This window comes from Lysobacter sp. HA35 (assembly GCF_054061195.1).
Window position 1 is genome coordinate 1235697 of sequence record NZ_JBSSDY010000001.1, and the last position, 15347, is coordinate 1251043.

13 protein-coding genes are annotated in these 15347 nt (G+C 66.0%); 9 read left to right on the plus strand and 4 right to left on the minus strand.

Features of this window, described 5'->3' with window-relative positions:
* The first annotated feature begins 227 nt into the window (after positions 1-227).
* Positions 228-1091 carry a 30S ribosomal protein S2 gene (rpsB, locus tag ACVWZN_RS06050; RefSeq protein WP_027083548.1) on the plus strand — a complete coding sequence of 288 codons (864 nt, stop codon included), beginning with the start codon at positions 228-230 and terminating at the stop codon, positions 1089-1091.
* Positions 1092-1220: 129 nt separating this feature from the next.
* Positions 1221-2090 carry a translation elongation factor Ts gene (tsf, locus tag ACVWZN_RS06055; protein WP_456953032.1) on the plus strand — a complete coding sequence of 290 codons (870 nt, stop codon included), beginning with the start codon at positions 1221-1223 and terminating at the stop codon, positions 2088-2090.
* 76 nt (positions 2091-2166) lie between these two features.
* On the opposite strand, the gene ACVWZN_RS06060 is transcribed toward tsf, so the two are convergent.
* The 4 genes from ACVWZN_RS06060 to ACVWZN_RS06075 form a co-directional block, all read right to left on the minus strand.
* A complete protein-coding gene (locus ACVWZN_RS06060) occupies positions 2167-2811 on the minus strand; it encodes a sulfotransferase family protein (protein WP_456953033.1) in 645 nt (214 codons plus the stop codon).
* Positions 2711-3733, minus strand: a complete 1023-nt coding sequence (locus tag ACVWZN_RS06065; protein ID WP_456953034.1) for a sulfotransferase — start codon at positions 3731-3733, stop codon at positions 2711-2713. Before ACVWZN_RS06065 ends, ACVWZN_RS06060 begins: the two co-directional genes overlap by 101 nt.
* A 2-nt stretch (positions 3734-3735) precedes the next feature.
* A complete protein-coding gene (locus ACVWZN_RS06070) occupies positions 3736-5274 on the minus strand; it encodes a tetratricopeptide repeat-containing sulfotransferase family protein (RefSeq protein ID WP_456953035.1) in 1539 nt (512 codons plus the stop codon).
* 89 nt (positions 5275-5363) lie between these two features.
* Positions 5364-8435 carry a TonB-dependent receptor gene (locus ACVWZN_RS06075; protein WP_456953036.1) on the minus strand — a complete coding sequence of 1024 codons (3072 nt, stop codon included), beginning with the start codon at positions 8433-8435 and terminating at the stop codon, positions 5364-5366.
* Positions 8436-8680: 245 nt separating this feature from the next.
* On the opposite strand from ACVWZN_RS06075, the gene pyrH reads away from it, so the two are divergent.
* The 7 genes from pyrH (at position 8681) to rseP (ending at position 15286) form a co-directional block, all read left to right on the plus strand.
* Positions 8681-9400 carry a UMP kinase gene (gene pyrH / locus ACVWZN_RS06080; RefSeq protein ID WP_456953037.1) on the plus strand — a complete coding sequence of 240 codons (720 nt, stop codon included), beginning with the start codon at positions 8681-8683 and terminating at the stop codon, positions 9398-9400.
* 2 nt (positions 9401-9402) lie between these two features.
* Entirely contained in the window at positions 9403-10338 is a 936-nt protein-coding gene (locus tag ACVWZN_RS06085) for a cation diffusion facilitator family transporter (RefSeq protein ID WP_456953038.1), read from the plus strand.
* Positions 10339-10408: 70 nt separating this feature from the next.
* The gene (gene frr, locus ACVWZN_RS06090; protein WP_027083543.1) at positions 10409-10966 is read left to right on the plus strand and encodes a ribosome recycling factor; all 558 of its coding nucleotides are present in this window, start codon (positions 10409-10411) and stop codon (positions 10964-10966) included.
* A 91-nt stretch (positions 10967-11057) separates the two neighbouring features.
* Positions 11058-11786, plus strand: coding sequence for a polyprenyl diphosphate synthase (gene uppS / locus ACVWZN_RS06095; protein WP_456954725.1), 729 nt, complete (start codon positions 11058-11060; stop codon positions 11784-11786).
* On the plus strand, positions 11783-12619 hold the full coding sequence (locus tag ACVWZN_RS06100) for a phosphatidate cytidylyltransferase (RefSeq protein ID WP_456953039.1): 837 nt from the start codon (positions 11783-11785) through the stop codon (positions 12617-12619). The genes uppS and ACVWZN_RS06100 overlap by 4 nt, the downstream gene beginning before the upstream one ends.
* Positions 12619-13803 carry a 1-deoxy-D-xylulose-5-phosphate reductoisomerase gene (locus ACVWZN_RS06105; protein WP_456953040.1) on the plus strand — a complete coding sequence of 395 codons (1185 nt, stop codon included), beginning with the start codon at positions 12619-12621 and terminating at the stop codon, positions 13801-13803. Before ACVWZN_RS06100 ends, ACVWZN_RS06105 begins: the two co-directional genes overlap by 1 nt.
* Positions 13804-13927: 124 nt before the next feature.
* On the plus strand, positions 13928-15286 hold the full coding sequence (rseP, locus tag ACVWZN_RS06110; RefSeq protein WP_456953041.1) for an RIP metalloprotease RseP: 1359 nt from the start codon (positions 13928-13930) through the stop codon (positions 15284-15286).
* Positions 15287-15347 lie beyond the last annotated feature (61 nt).

Here is a 15347-nt window from a genome sequence, read left to right on the forward strand (position 1 = left end):
CAATTTCCGGCTTCGCAGCCCATCGCGAACCGCCCACGCCGGGCGCAGGGCCCCGCCAATAGCGGATCCCGGGCGAATACACACCTGTCGCCATCGCCCGTGCCGGGGTGCCTCGAATGAGGTTCGGACACGGAAGCGACAGGGAGGCCCAACCCCGGAATCCATTGCCCGCATTGTCGGGTGGCCGCTATTTCGCCGGCCGGGTTCCACTGCCTGGAGTTACTGCAATGCCTCAGATCACCATGCGCCAGATGCTGGAAGCCGGCGTCCATTTCGGCCACCAGACGCGTTACTGGAACCCGAAGATGGGCCCTTACATCTTCGGCGCCCGCGGCAAGATCCACATCATCAACCTCGAGAAGACGGTTCCGCTCTTCAACGACGCGATGAACTTCCTTTCGGGCGTCGCGCAGCGCCGCGGCATGGTCCTGTTCCTCGGCACCAAGCGCTCCGCGCGCGAGTCGATCAAGGAAGCGGCCGAGCTCTGCGGCATGCCGTACATGAACCAGCGTTGGCTGGGCGGCACGCTGACCAACTTCCGCACGGTCAAGCAGTCGGTGCAGCGCCTGAAGGACCTCGAGGCCGCGGAAACCGACGGCACGTTCCAGAAGCTCGTCAAGCACGAAGTCCTGCAGCTGCGCCGTGAGCGCGAGAAGCTCGACGCGTCGCTCGGCGGCATCAAGGAAATGAACCGCCTGCCCGACGCGATCTTCGTGATCGACATCGGCCATGAAGACATCGCGATCAAGGAAGCCAAGAAGCTCGGCATCCCGGTCATCGCCGTCGTCGACACCAACTACGACCCGGAGCTGGTCGACTACGCGATCCCGGGCAACGACGACGCCATCCGCGCCGTGCAGCTGTACGCCCGCGCCGCCGCCGAAGCCGTGCTGGAAGGCAAGGCTGCCGCTCCGCAGGCCGCTGCGGTCCGCGAGGAAGACTTCGCTGGCGCCGAGGGTGCTGAAGGCGCCGAGGACCGCAAGGGTCCGCGCCGCGCTCCGGCCAAGAAGTCCGCTCCGCGCAAGGCCGATGCCCCGGCCGCTGCAGACGCCGCCGCACCGGCTGCCGCAGCAGCGCCGACCGCGGAGTAAGGCGTTCTACCCGGCGGCCACGCGCGACGTGGCCGCCGCGGTTTCGAGTTTTACGTGACAGCCGCCGTCGGCGCCTGCGCGTCGTCCCGCGTTGCGGGACACCTTCCCCATAAGAATGAGGTTACGTCCATGGCAGAGATCACTGCTTCCCTGGTCAAGGAACTGCGCGAGCGCACCGGCGCCGGCATGATGGAGTGCAAGAAGGCACTCACCGAGAACAACGGCGACATCGAAGCGGCGGCCGACTGGCTCCGCAAGACCGGTCTCGCCAAGGCCGACAAGAAGGCCAGCCGCGTCGCCGCGGAAGGCAAGATCGTCGCCGCGCAGACGGCCAAGACCGCGCTGCTGGTCGAAGTGAACTCGGAGACGGACTTCGTCGCCAAGGACGCGAACTTCCTGACGTTCGTCGACGCCGTCGGCCAGGCGGCCCTCGCCGCCAGCGACGTTGACGCGCTCAAGGCCGCCAAGCTGCCGTCGGGCGAGACCGTCGAGGAAGCGCGCGCAGCCGTCATTTCGAAGGTTGGCGAGAATGTTCAGGTCCGTCGCATGGCCCGCATCGACAGCGACAACACGCTCGCCGCCTACGTCCACGGTGGCCGCATCGGCGTGATCGTCGAGCTCAAGGGCGGCAACGCCGAGCTGGCGCGTGGCATCGCGATGCACGTTGCCGCGATGAACCCGCCGTACATCTCGCCCGCGCACGTTCCGGCCGAGTTCGTCGCGAAGGAGAAGGAAATCGCCCTCGCGCAGGTCAAGGACACCGGCAAGCCGCAGGAAATCCTCGAGAAGATGATCTCCGGCAAGGTCAACAAGACCATCAACGAGATCTGCCTCACCGGTCAGGCCTACGTGCTCGACACGAACCAGACCGTCGAGCAGGCCGTGAAGGCCGCCGGCGCCGAAGTCGTCAACTTCGTCCGCCTCGCCGTCGGCGAAGGCATCGAGAAGCAGACCGACGATTTCGCGGCTGAAGTGATGAAGCAGGCGGGTCTGGCGTAAGCACCATTCGCTGCATGCAGTAACGAAAAGGCCGCGAGCGATCGCGGCCTTTTTCTTTTGGGTGTTGGCGGTCTGATCAGTCCTGCGACTGCAGCGCGCGGATCAGCGGCTGCAGCTGTCGTTCGTACGGCGCCCACTTCGGGATCCCGCGCACCTGGATCCCTTCGCGCACCTGCACGGCGCTCGCCGTTGCGACGCTCCGCTTCGACGCACGCGTATGGGTCATCGACGGATCGAAGTCGAGACCGCAGAAGTGAGCGACCTCGCGCATCACCACTTCAGGCTCTCGCGTGAGCCGTCCGTAGTCGACGTCGAGGATGCGCCCGGGAAACGCGTGGTGCCAATGCGCCATCAGACGCCGGTATTGGCCATGGAAGTGCGCAAGTTCTTCGAGGTCGTACGAATACGGATTCGCGTCGGAAAACAGCTCGCGCAGGTTCGAGAAGCAGGTTTCGACCGGGTCGCGCACCATGTGCAGGATTTTGGCGTGCGGCAGCGCGTTGGCGATGTAGCCGATGTTGAGGAAGTTCGACGGCAGCTTGTCGGTGAACCAGCGCTCCGATCCCAAGCGCCATTCCATTCGTTGGAGATAGTGCACACCGACCGGGGCAAGGTCGATGCTACGCGCGCGTTCGACCAGCGTCGCGTCGATGACGCCGCGACAGTGGTGATCCGTCGCATACCGCATCGCGCTGGTGAAATACGTAGAGTTCGCCGACACCGTGCACATTCGGGTGACCCGCGAGCAATTGCTCGAGCAACGTCGTGCCGGAGCGGTGCATGCCGGTGATGAATACGGGGATGCGGCCGGATTTCGAGGTCGATAACGTCGGGCCGCCGCCGAGCGCGTTTACCTGCATGAGCGACGAAACGAGAGCTTCCGTATCCGCCGGGCGATACGCGAGCGTCGAACGCTTCGCGCGACAAGCGAACTCCAGCGCCTGCCACGCGCGCCCGTAGTCGCCGATCCGATCGAGTTCCGTGTGCAATGCGAAGCCCAGTGTCGCCTGATCTTCGGCGCTTAGCCCGGCGCGTTGCAGTGCCTCGACGATCTTCGGCGCAAGGCGTTCGTCGTTCTGGCCGCCCTTCAGCGTGGAGCGAAGCCAATAGAGCTGCGGCACGCCCGGCGCGCGGCGCTCGCAACGATCCAGATCCGTCGCCGCTTCGGCGAAACGGCCGAGATAGATCAGCACCTGCGCACGGGACAACAATGTAGGGGGATAGTCGGGATCCGCTCGGCGTGCTTCGTCGAGGAACGGCATTGCCCGCTCTGCGAGATTGAGATAGCTGAGCTGTGCAGCGATGGCCAGAAGCACCGGAATCGGCACGCGATCCAGCGGCTTCATCCGCTGCGCGCATTCGAGCAACGCCGCGCCCTCGTTGAACGTTCGCAGCCGTGCGACGAGTTCCTTGACGATTTCCGGCCGTGCGGGCTTCAACGCATTCGCGTCGATGGCGAACGATCGCGCCTGTCGATAGTGCCCCGCCAACGAGTGCATGTACGACAACTGCAGCAGCACGTCGGCGTCGTTCGGACTCAACGCGCGCAGGCGCTCGAACGCATCGATCGCGCCCGTCCAGTCGCGTGCTTCGGCGCACGTTTCCGCATGACGACGGAGCGCCGCGCGGTTCGCAGGTGACACGGTCACAGGGCTACGCCGCGTTCGGCGAGCGCGATTTGCAGCGGCTCCAGCAGCCCGCGATAGCGCGTCCATGCTCCGACACCGCGGGCGTGGATGCCCTCGCGCACCTGCGAACTGCTCGCCGTCGCGACGGGCGTCGTGTTGTTCTCGATACGTTCGCAGCCTTCTTCGTAGTCGAGACCGCAGAACGACAATACCCGCTCCGCATGTTCGGCAGGGTCGGCGACGAGCGCTTCGTAAGACACTGTCATGAAGCGCCCCGGCAGCGCGGCTTCAAAGCTGTTGCGCATGGCGTCGAACCACGCGTACTGCGATGCGACCGTGGCGATGTTGTAGCTGTAACCGTATGCATCGCCGTCGAACAGCTCGCGCAGGTTCGAAAAACACGCATCCATCGGCGAGCGCCGCAGGCAGAGGATGCGTGCCTCAGGGAGTGCGCGCGCGATCGCGGCTGCGTACAGGAAGTTCGCCGGGTTCTTGTCGACAACGACACTCTCCCCGTTAGCGAACGGCGCGATGGCGCGGCGATACAACTCGCCTGCCACGCCTAGATGCGTATCCGGCGGCGGCATCCGCGTGGTGCTCGGCGCGGTAATGAAGGTGTCGTGGCTTTCGCAGAGCGCCGCGTGGAAGGCGTTGAGCTCCCCCGCGGATCGCACGCGGCTGTGGTTGCCGAGGATGCGTTCGAGAACTGTCGTCCCCGTTCGCGGCATGCCGACAATGAAAACGATCGCCGGCTTCGCGGCGTCACTGATCGGCGCATCGACAGGCTTGACCGGAAGCGCGTCCACGGACCACGGCCGCGGGTCGAGGGACTTCGACTTCTTTCGCATACCTGCCGCGAGCCATCGCCACGCGTCGTCGTCGCGCCCTGCCCGTTCGCATTCGCGATACAGGGCGTAGTGAAGATCGATCGCGTCGGCCGACGAAGGCAACGCGCGGTCGAGCGCGGCGCGCACGCGGGCCAGATGGGCTTCACCGACGGGATGATGGAACGCGAGCGACCAGTGCGCCGGCGCGAACGCCGGATCGATCCAGATCGCGCGCTCGAAGTAGGCCGTGGCACGGTCCGCCTCGCCGAGATTGCGCGCAGCGAGCGCTGCGATGTATTCGAGGCGCGCATCCGGTGCCAGCTTCGGCCGCACCGCGTCGCAAAACCGCAGCACGTCCGCATCGGCGCCGGCAAGGGAAAGGTGTTGCGCGAGCACCGGCGCCTGACGCGCGATGTCGTCGGAGTTCCAATCCGACTCGCCGATCAGGCTTCGGACGCGATGGATCTCATCGAAGCTCAGCAGCCCGAGCGTTACGTAGCCGAGTTGCCGACGATCGCCGCTTGCAACCGTTGCATTCGCCGCCTCAAGCGCCGCAGCGCGCGCAAGTCGATAACGACCGCGGTGAATCTCGATGTCACATAGCGCGCGCCACGCCGCCACCGTATGCGGCGCAGTCGAAACGAGCGAGAGAACGGCGACGCGCGCAGCGTCGACGTTTCCGGCTGCGAGGTACCCGTTGATACGTTTCCACTGACGATCGGCGTGCATTTTCCCTCCCCGACGCCGATCGTACCGCGAAAAAAAAAGCGGCCGCTGGTAGCGGCCGCCAAATGTTGCGGATCGAGAGAATCGAGAGCTTAGAAGTCGTACTGGACCATGAAGCGCACGCTACGCGGCGCCTGGAACGAGGTCGGCAGCAGCCAGGTGTCGAGAACCTGACCCGAGCTCGCGTCCTGCTGTACTTCGCTGACGCTGGTCACCTTCTGCGAATTCAGGACGTTGAAGACGTCCATCTTCACCTGCAGCCCCTTCACGAATGCCGGGCGCCACGCGAGATTCAGATCGATGCTGTTGGTCCAGGGCAGACGGCCTGAGGTACCACGCGGCGAGCGGATGACGGTGCTGTCCTGCACGCCGCCGTAGCGCTCGGAGGTCGCGCAACGCATGAACGACGAGCCGTACGGATGCGGTGTGAAGTTCTGCGTGACGACATTGCCGTTCGCAGGGTTCAACACCGGCTCGGCCGGGTTGAGATCAAGCGTACCGAAACAGTTGAGCGGGCGACCCGACTGCACGATCAGGTTCGCGCCCATCGACCACTCGTCGTTGAACTCGTAGTTGCCGAACACCTTCAACGTGTGGCGGCGATCGTTCGGCAGGTAGCCGAACGTGTCGACGGTCAGCACCTTGTAGTCGAAGTCCTGCGTCACGCTGGTGTCGGCCTGGCCGATGTCGGACTTGACGCCGCCCTCGGTGTTGCCGCGGCTCTCGGCCCACGTATACGAGGCCTGCAGGAAGAAGTGCTGGTACGTGAGGTCGGTGAAGAGTTCCAGCGCCTTGTACGTACGGCGGGCCTTCGGGGACAGCACATCGCCGGGCACGGTGGTGCTCTCGAGCGTGCCGTCACCAAAGAAGTCGGTCAGGAACGTCGCGTCGGCACCCGGGTTGAACATGCGGCAGTACGGGAAGCCACCGCCCGGAAGCTCTGCCGTGCGCCCGCCACGGGTCCAACTACCGTCAGACTGCTGCGTAAAGCCGGCGGTGTCGAGAATCGCCGCGTAGTCGCAGTTGTCGTCGATCGCCGTCTTCAAGTTGCGATAGATGCCGCGCGCACCGACGTTCATGTGCGACGACACCGCCTTCTGGAAGCCCAGGATGTATTCGTCCTGGTACATCGGCTCCAGGTTGTTCGAGGCGATCGTAGCCGGGTTCTTCGGCGCACCGAACTCACCGTTGATGTAGCTCAGCTGGCCCGGGCCACCAGCGCGCGGCGTCAGGCCGATCGGGGCACCCGTGACCGGATCGACACCGGTGAAGGTGAACTGCTGACGCGTGAACAGCGACGCGCTTGCACCACGAACGGCGACGCTCGGGGTCAGCGGAAGCGCGTACCGGCCTGCGTTGCCGTAGACCTTGAACGTCGAATCGCCGTTGACGTCCCACGAGAAGCCGAGGCGCGGACCGAACTGGTTGCTGACCTTGACGTAGGTCTCGCCGAATCCGTTGCGGTTCTCGAACGTGTCCCAGCGCCCACCGAAGTACGCCATGAAGTTGTCGGTGATGTGCCAGTTGTCCTCGACGTAAAGCGCGCGCTGCTTGACTTCGACCGTCGAACCCTGGGTCGTAACCTGCTCGCGCACGATGTCCTGACCCGTCGCCAACGTCGAGTAACGCCAGATGCGGCCGCCTTCGATCGACTGACCGGCAATGGACGTGTAGTCGTCGATGTCGATGCCGAAACCGATCTGGTGGTCACCGAGCGTCCAGTCGCCGTCGACGCGGAACTGATCACGCTTGTCACCGGAATCGACGCGATCGATCGACGTGCCAGTGATGTTGCAAGTGCTCGTATACGTCCCCGTTACCGCACGACGAGCCGCAGTGCGGGCGTCGGTGATGACCGGACAGCCCGTGGCGGGCTGGTTGATGTTGCCGTTGTACACAACGTCCAGACCGTTCGCCGTGCGCAGATGCTCGCTACGCGAGAACTCGCCGTGGCCATACAGTGCCGACAAGGTGAAGTTGTCGGTGAAATAGCCCGTATAGCGGAGGACGTAGTTATCGCCGCCCTGTTCGGAGAAGTCCGTACCGATGAGGCTACCGCGCGCAGTCACGCCCAGCGCGTTGCGATAGACGTCAGTCGCGATGTTGCGCTTGTCGGAGAACGTCGTGAACTCGAGGAGGTTCGAGTCGTTGATGTTCCAGTCGAGCTTGACCAGATAGGACGGCTGCGTGCTGTGCTGCGTCGTATTGGTCGACGACGTGATGCTGCCGAAGGTGTCGAAATCCTGGCTGTTGTACTGCACCAGGCCGTAAGCGAACAGGCGGTCCTTGACCAGCGCGCCGCTCGCCCACAGCGAGCCAACGTAGCCGCCGGCGGTGTCGTGCGAGTTGTCTTCGCGGAACGCGCCGTTGCGGTAATACACGTCGCGACGGTCCGCGCGCAGTTCGACGGGCGACCAGAAGACGTTGCCGCCGGCGTGGAAGTCGTTCGTACCGCGCTTCGTCGTCTGGCTGACCACGCCACCGAGCGAGCGGCCGAATTCAGCACCGTAACCGCCGGTCTTGACCTGCTGCTCGGCGATCGCCTCGAACGGCACCGACGAGAAGTTGAGGCTGCGGAACGAGTTGGTGATGTTGAAGCCGTTGACGAAGTACTGGTTTTCCGCGACCGACGAACCGCCGAAGGACGCCAGGTTGCCGAACACAGCGTCACCGCGGACGGTGCCCGGCGCCAGCAGCGCGACGCTGGTGGTATCGCGCGGAACCGGAATCGCCGCGATCTGTTCAGCCGTCAGAATCGTGACGGATTCCGTCGACGACACGTCGATCGGGTTGACCGCACGTGCGCCCACGACGCTCACGGTGCCGAGCGTCGGCGAGCCGCCGTCGCCGGCGTTGGCAGCAGTCGTGCCCACCGAGGTGCCTACGCCCGCGTTTACGACGACATCGCGAGAGGTTGCGGCGCCGTTCGCCCCACGAATCTGGACGTGGTACGTGCCCGGCTGGAGGGAAGTCAGGCGGTACGTTCCGTCAGCGCCAACCGTGACCTCACGATGGAAGCCGGTGGACGCATTGTCGATTACGACGGTAGAGCCAGCGGCGGCGTTGCCGAACACCGAACCGGCGGCCTGCTGGGCCATCACGGGTCCGACGAAGCACATGCCGAGGGCCACGGTCAGCGCGCTGCGACGAAGCGCGCGGTTCATCTGAATTCTCTTTGACACGGAAAACGTCCCCTTGGTATCCCGCCGGACGGCGATCACGGCGACCATGACTTTCGCCACCCAGCGGGGTCAACCGTTAAGGGAACATTTACATCGTTTTGTGATGAACTTCACATTTGATCAACAGGCCGCACTTGCCGACCCGCCGCTTTTTTGTGCAACGCACCACGGCGCGTGAGAAAACCGTTAGCCCTTACAATTCCCGTCGCCCCGCACGGAAAACACCCATGACCGACCTCGCCTATCGCCGCGTCCTCCTCAAACTGTCCGGTGAGGCGCTGATGGGGAGCGAGGACTACGGAATCGACCCGAAGGTCAGTTCGCGGCTGGCGCAGGAGGTCATCGAGGCGCAACAGGCGGGCGCCGAGGTCGCGCTGGTGATCGGCGGCGGGAACATCTTCCGTGGCGCCGGTCTGGCGGCCGCGGGCATGGACCGGGTGACCGGCGACCACATGGGCATGCTGGCCACCATCATTAATGCCCTCGCGATGCAGGACGCCCTGGAGAAGCTCGGCGCGCGCTGCCGTGTCATGAGCGCGCTGAAGATCAACCAGGTCTGCGAGGACTACATCCGTCGCCGGGCCGTGCGTCACCTAGAAAAAGGCCGCTTGGTGATCTGCGCCGCGGGCACGGGCAACCCCTTCTTTACGACCGACTCGGGCGCCGCGCTTCGCGCCATCGAGATCGGCGCGGACGTCCTGCTCAAGGCCACCAAGGTCGACGGCATCTACGACCGCGATCCGAAGAAATTCCCGGACGCGACGCGCTTCGATTCGTTGACTTACGACGACGTGCTGGCCCGCGACATCCAGGTCATGGACACGGCCGCTTTCGCGCTATGCCGCGACGCGTCGCTTCCGATTCGCGTGTTCGACATGGAACAGCCCGGCCAGCTGCTGCGCATCCTGCGCGGCGAGCAGATCGGCACGCTCGTCCGCTCGGCCTGACCGTGGGCGGCAGTCACGCCCATCACGGGCACTCGCACGGGCATTCGCATCACGCCGTTCCCGTCCACGCGACGCGGGCATTCGCGGTCGCGACGCTGCTCAACCTCGCCTACACCGGCGTCGAAGCCTGGTTCGGATTCTCAACCAACTCGCTGGCGCTGCTCTCGGATGCGCTGCACAACCTCGGCGACGTCGCGGGCCTCGCACTCGCCTGGGCCGCGGCGGCGCTGGCTCGACGGGCGCCGACCACGCGTCACACCTATGGATGGCGCCGCGCGACGCTGCTGTCGCCGCTCGCCAACGCACTGCTGCTGGTCGCCTTCGCAGGCGCGCTGATCGGTGAGTCCATCCAGCGGTTCAGCGCGCCACCGCAGATCCCCGGCCTGCCGGTAATGGTGGTGGCCGCGATCGGCATCGTGGTGAACCTGGCGGCGGCCGCGATGATGCATCGCGGCAAGGATCACGACCTCAACCGTCGCGCCGCCTTCGTGCATTTGATGGCCGACGCCGGCGTCTCGCTCGCCGCCGTTCTGGCCGGCCTCGGCATGACGACGCTCGGCTGGGAATGGCTGGACCCGGCGACTGCAGTGCTGGTCAGCGTCGTCGTCGGCATCAGCGCGTTCGGCCTGCTGCGTGAGAGCTTCAATGCGGCGATGGACGCAGTGCCGCGCAGCATCGACCACGGCGAAGTCGAGGCCTTCCTCGCCGGGCTCGACGGCGTTGCCGCCGTGCACCACGTGCACATCTGGCCGATCGGCGCCGGCGAAATCGCGATGACCGCGCACCTGGTCCGTCCGCAGCTGGACGATCACGACGCCTTCCTCGACCGCGTCACCCACGACCTCGATCACCGCTTCGGAATCAACCATCCGACGCTGCAGGTCGAGCACGGCGCGGGTTGCGAGCACGACCTTCACGACCGCGCGCCGCATCACTGACGCCGAAGCGGCCGTCAGCGCGCCTGCCCTATAATCCGCGGCCGACCGAAGACCCGACACGGAGCCCGCGATGCTCAACGAGATCAAGAACGACACCAAGGCGCGCATGGCCAAGAGCGTCGAAGCGTTCCGCCACGACCTCGTCAAGATCCGCACCGGCCGCGCGACGACCTCGATCGTCGACCACATCAAGGTCAACTATTACGGGTCGGAAGTTCCGCTGTCGCAGGTCGCGAGCGTGGCCGTGAGCGACGCGCGTTCCCTGACGATCACGCCGTGGGAAAAGCCGATGGTGAGCGCGGTCGAGAAGGCGATCCTCGGCTCCGACCTTGGCCTGACGCCGAACACCGCCGGCATGGCGATCCGCCTCAACCTGCCGCCGCTCACCGAAGAGCGCCGTCGCGACCTCGCGAAGGTGGTCCATTCGGGTGGCGAAGACGCGAAGGTCGCGATCCGCAACATCCGTCGCGATGCGAACCATCAGGTGAAGGAACTCCTGAAGGACAAGAAGATCACCGAGGACGAGGCAACGCGCGGCGAAGCCGACATCCAGAAGATCACCGACGAGGCGATCAAGAACGTCGACGACGTCGTGAAGGCGAAGGAACAGGAGCTGATGGCGGTCTGACGGCCACGGCGCCTCAGGGGATGCACGAGCGGCCCGCACCTTCATCCGACGACCCGACGTGACCTCTTCCGCACCCGCTGGCGCGAACCGCCTGCCGCGCCACATCGCGATCATCATGGACGGCAACGGCCGCTGGGCGCAGAAGCGCCGGCGTCCGCGCCTGATCGGTCATCGTGCGGGCGCACGCGCGGTCAATCTCTGCATCGACTTCTGCCTCGACCGCGGCGTCGAAGTGCTGACGCTATTCGCGTTCTCGAGCGAGAACTGGGATCGCCCGCAGGACGAAGTCGGCGGGCTGATGAAGCTGTTCACCGGCGCTCTCGAACGCGAGGTGGACGAACTCGATCGACGCGGCGTGCGCGTGCGGTTCATCGGTGATCGTTCGCGATTCACGGACTCCATCCGTGCGCGCATGGCGCAGGCGGAATCGCGCACGACGGGCAATCGCACGCTCGATCTTGTGATCGCCGTCAGCTATGGCGGTCGCTGGGATATCGCGAACGCGGCGCGCTCGCTGGCAGAGGATGTCGCTGCGGGTCGCCTCGATCCATCGGCCATCGACGAAGCCATGCTGGGCTCGCGCATGGTGCTCGCCGACCTGCCCGCGCCCGACCTGTTCATCCGCACCGGTGGCGAGCTGCGCATCAGCAATTTCCTGCTCTGGCAGCTGGCCTACACCGAACTGTGGTTCACCGATTTGTTGTGGCCCGACGTCGATGCGGCGACACTTCAGGCTGCGCTGGACGACTACGCGCGCCGTGAACGCCGATTCGGCCTGACCGGGGCACAGGTCGGCGGCAATCCCGAGACGTCCGAATGACCCGTACCCGCGTTATTGCAGCCCTGGTGATGACCCCCGTCGCGATCGCGGCGATCCTGCTGCTCAAGACGCCGTGGATGATGGTCGCCGCCGCCATCGTGTTCCTTGCCGGCCTGTGGGAATGGTTCGACCTCGCCGACGTCGAGGATTCGCTCGCCAAGTGGGTCCTGCTGATCGCGAATCTCGGCCTGATGGTCGCGATCGTCTGGGCATCGCATTCGCGCGAAGGCGGCACGCTTGTGCTGTATCAGTTGGCGACGATCGTCGGCATCGTCTGGTGGGCCTTTGCACTGTTGTGGCTCGGCCGATACGACTTCGGCAGCAACCACGAGTCGTGGGCACGCGCGTTGAAGCTCGCTGCGGGCACGCTCGCGGTCGTGCCTGCGTGGTGCGCGCTGACGTGGCTGCACGCGGACGGTCTGCACGGCGATCGATGGCTGCTCACCGCACTCGCGACGATCTGGGCCGCGGACACCGGGGCCTACTTCGCGGGTCGCAAGCTCGGCCGACACAAGCTCGCGCCGCGCATCAGCCCTAACAAGACGGTCGAAGGCCTCGCAGGCGGCGTAGTCGTCGGCACGATCACCGCGATGGCGTTTTCGCTCGTTGCCGGTGCGTCGACGCAGGATTTGTGGAAGGTCGCGGTCGTTGCCGCAGCGTCGGTGCTGGTATCGGTGATCGGTGACCTGTTCGAAAGCCTGCTCAAGCGTCACGCGGGCAAGAAGGATTCCGGCACATTGATTCCGGGCCATGGCGGTGCGCTCGATCGCATCGATGCCGTGCTCGCTGCGCTTCCGGTGTTCGCGCTCGGCAAGGCGCTGCTGGCACTGTGATGCGCCGCATCGCCGTCCTCGGCGCAACAGGATCGATCGGCGCTTCCGCCCTCGACGTCATCGCACGACATCCCGATCGTCTCGCCGCGAACGTGCTTGCCGCGGGTCGCAACGTCGATGCATTGGTCGCGCTGTGTCATCAGCATCGGCCGGACCACGCGGTCATCGCGGATCCGGATCTCTTCAGCGAGTTGCGCACCAAATTGGCCGACGCGGGCGTGCCGACGCAGGCGCACGCGGGCATGCAGGCGATCGATGAACTTGCCGCTGGCGAAGCATGCGACACCGTTGTCGCTGCGATTGTTGGCGCGGCCGGCCTCGATTCAACGCTCGCAGCCGTGCGCGCGGGCAAACGTATCGCGCTGGCAAACAAGGAGTCGCTGGTGCTCGCGGGCGAGCTGGTCATGCGCGCAGCACGCGAATCGGGTGCGCAGATCGTGCCGGTCGACAGCGAACACAATGCGATCTTCCAGTGCCTGCCGGCGCGCGACGGTAATGCGGCACGTGATACGCGTGGCCTGCGTCGCCTCGTGCTCACCGCGTCGGGCGGCCCCTTCCGCGGACGCTCGCGCGAATCGCTGCACGACGTCACGCGCGAAGAAGCGATCGCGCATCCGCGCTGGTCGATGGGCCCGAAGATTTCGGTCGACTCCGCAACGCTGATGAACAAGGGCCTCGAAGTCATCGAGGCGCACCATCTGTTCGGCATCTCGCCCGATGCGATCGACGTGCTCGTGCATCCGCAGAGCCTTGTGCATTCGCTGGTCGAGTTCGTCGATGGCTCCACGCTCGCGCAGCTCGGCCTTCCGGACATGCGCACCGCGCTCGCGGTCGGCCTTGGTTGGCCGGAGCGGCTCGAATCCGGCGTCGGCGGGCTGGACCTGCTCGCGCAGGGCGGCCGCCTCGACTTCGAAGCGCCCGATTTCGACGCATTCCCCTGCCTCGCCCTCGCCTACCGCGCACTGCGCGCGGGCGGCGCGGCGCCGGGCGTGCTCAACGCTGCGAACGAGGCGGCGGTCAGCGCGTTCCTGGCCGGTCGCATTGCCTTCCTCGACATCGCCGCACTGGTTGCGTCGGCACTCGATGCGCACGGAACCACACAGGCCGACGACCTCGCCGCACTACGCGACGCCGACCGCCGCGCCCGTGCCCACGTCGCAGAACGGCTCGACCACAACCGATGACCGCACGACGACTGCCGTTCATCGAAGGCGCCTCGGACTCGGCCACCATCGCCGATGGACTGAACCATCGGCCGGTCCTGCGGTCTGCTTCCGCAGCCGCGGCCGGTCGTCGCGGGAGAACGCCTTGAAAGAGTTGCTCGGTTCGATCTGGTGGCTGGCCGTCAGCCTCGGCATCCTCGTGACCTTCCACGAGTTCGGGCACTACTGGGTGGCCCGGCGCTGCGGCGTGCGCGTGCTGCGCTTCTCGATCGGCTTCGGCCGCGCGCTGTGGTCGCGCGTCGGGCGCGATGGCACGGAATACGCAGTCGCGGCCATCCCGCTCGGCGGCTACGTGAAGATGCTCGACGAGCGCGAAGGCGACGTCGCGCCCGCAGACCTGCACCTCGCATTCAATCGCAAGCCGGTGCTCAAGCGCATGGCGATCGTGCTCGCCGGGCCGGTCGCGAACCTCGTGCTCTGCGTGCTCCTGCTCTGGGGCATGTTCGTGATCGGGCGCCCGGATTTCGTTCCCGCGATCGGTAGCTCGACCGGTCTAGCGGCCACCGCCGGGCTACGCGCGGGCGACATCGTGCTCGCCGTGGGCGATCGCCCGACGCCGACTTGGTCGGAAGCCGAACTGGCGCTGATTCCCGCCGCGCTGGACCGTCATGACATCGACGTTCGCGTGCGCACACCCGCAGGCGCCGAAGCGACGCGCCATCTCGATCTTTCGCAGCTCCCCGCGAGCATCGATGAGCTGCGTGCGGTGCAGGCCATGGGCATCGCGCCACGCCACCAGCTTGTTCCGGCGCGCGTCGGCAAGGTGGTCGCGGGCACTCCCGCCAGCGGTGTGTTGCAGCCCGGCGACCTGATCACCGCGGTCGACGGCCAGCCCGTGCGCGCATGGGACGACGTCGCGCCGCTCGTTGGCGCAGTCGGCCGTAGCGGCGAGTCGGCGATGGTGGAGGTCGAGCGCCACGGCGAGCGCCTCGCACTACCGATGAAGCCGGTCCTGCGTACCGACGAAGGTGGCACTCGCTGGATGCTCGGCGCGGGCGTCGCCGAGCCGGGCGATCCCGTGCCCGACGCCGTCCTGCGCTACGGCCCGATCGATGCGATTCCGGCCGCGATCGGGGAAACCGCGCACCAGGCGCATGAGCTCGTGGCCATGCTCGGCCGCGCATTTTCAGGTCGAGTCGACGTTCGCAACACCGTCGCCGGCCCGATCACGATCGCGCGCGCCGCGAACGCATATGCCTCGCACGGCCCGGCCTGGTACCTCTCGATGCTCGCGATGCTCTCGCTGAGCCTGGCCATTCTGAACCTGCTCCCCATCCCGATATTGGATGGCGGTCACCTGCTGTATTACCTTATCGAGCTGATCAAAGGCCGCCCGGTCAGCGATCGCGCCATGGCGGCCGGGCAATTCGTCGGCCTGGCGATCATCGTCGGCCTCATGGGCCTGGCGTTCTACAACGACATCGTGAACAACCTGGTGCGCTGACGGCGGCTTTGGCCGACCTCTCCACCGCGCCGGCCGATTGTCTGCGGCGTTTCCCTGGATT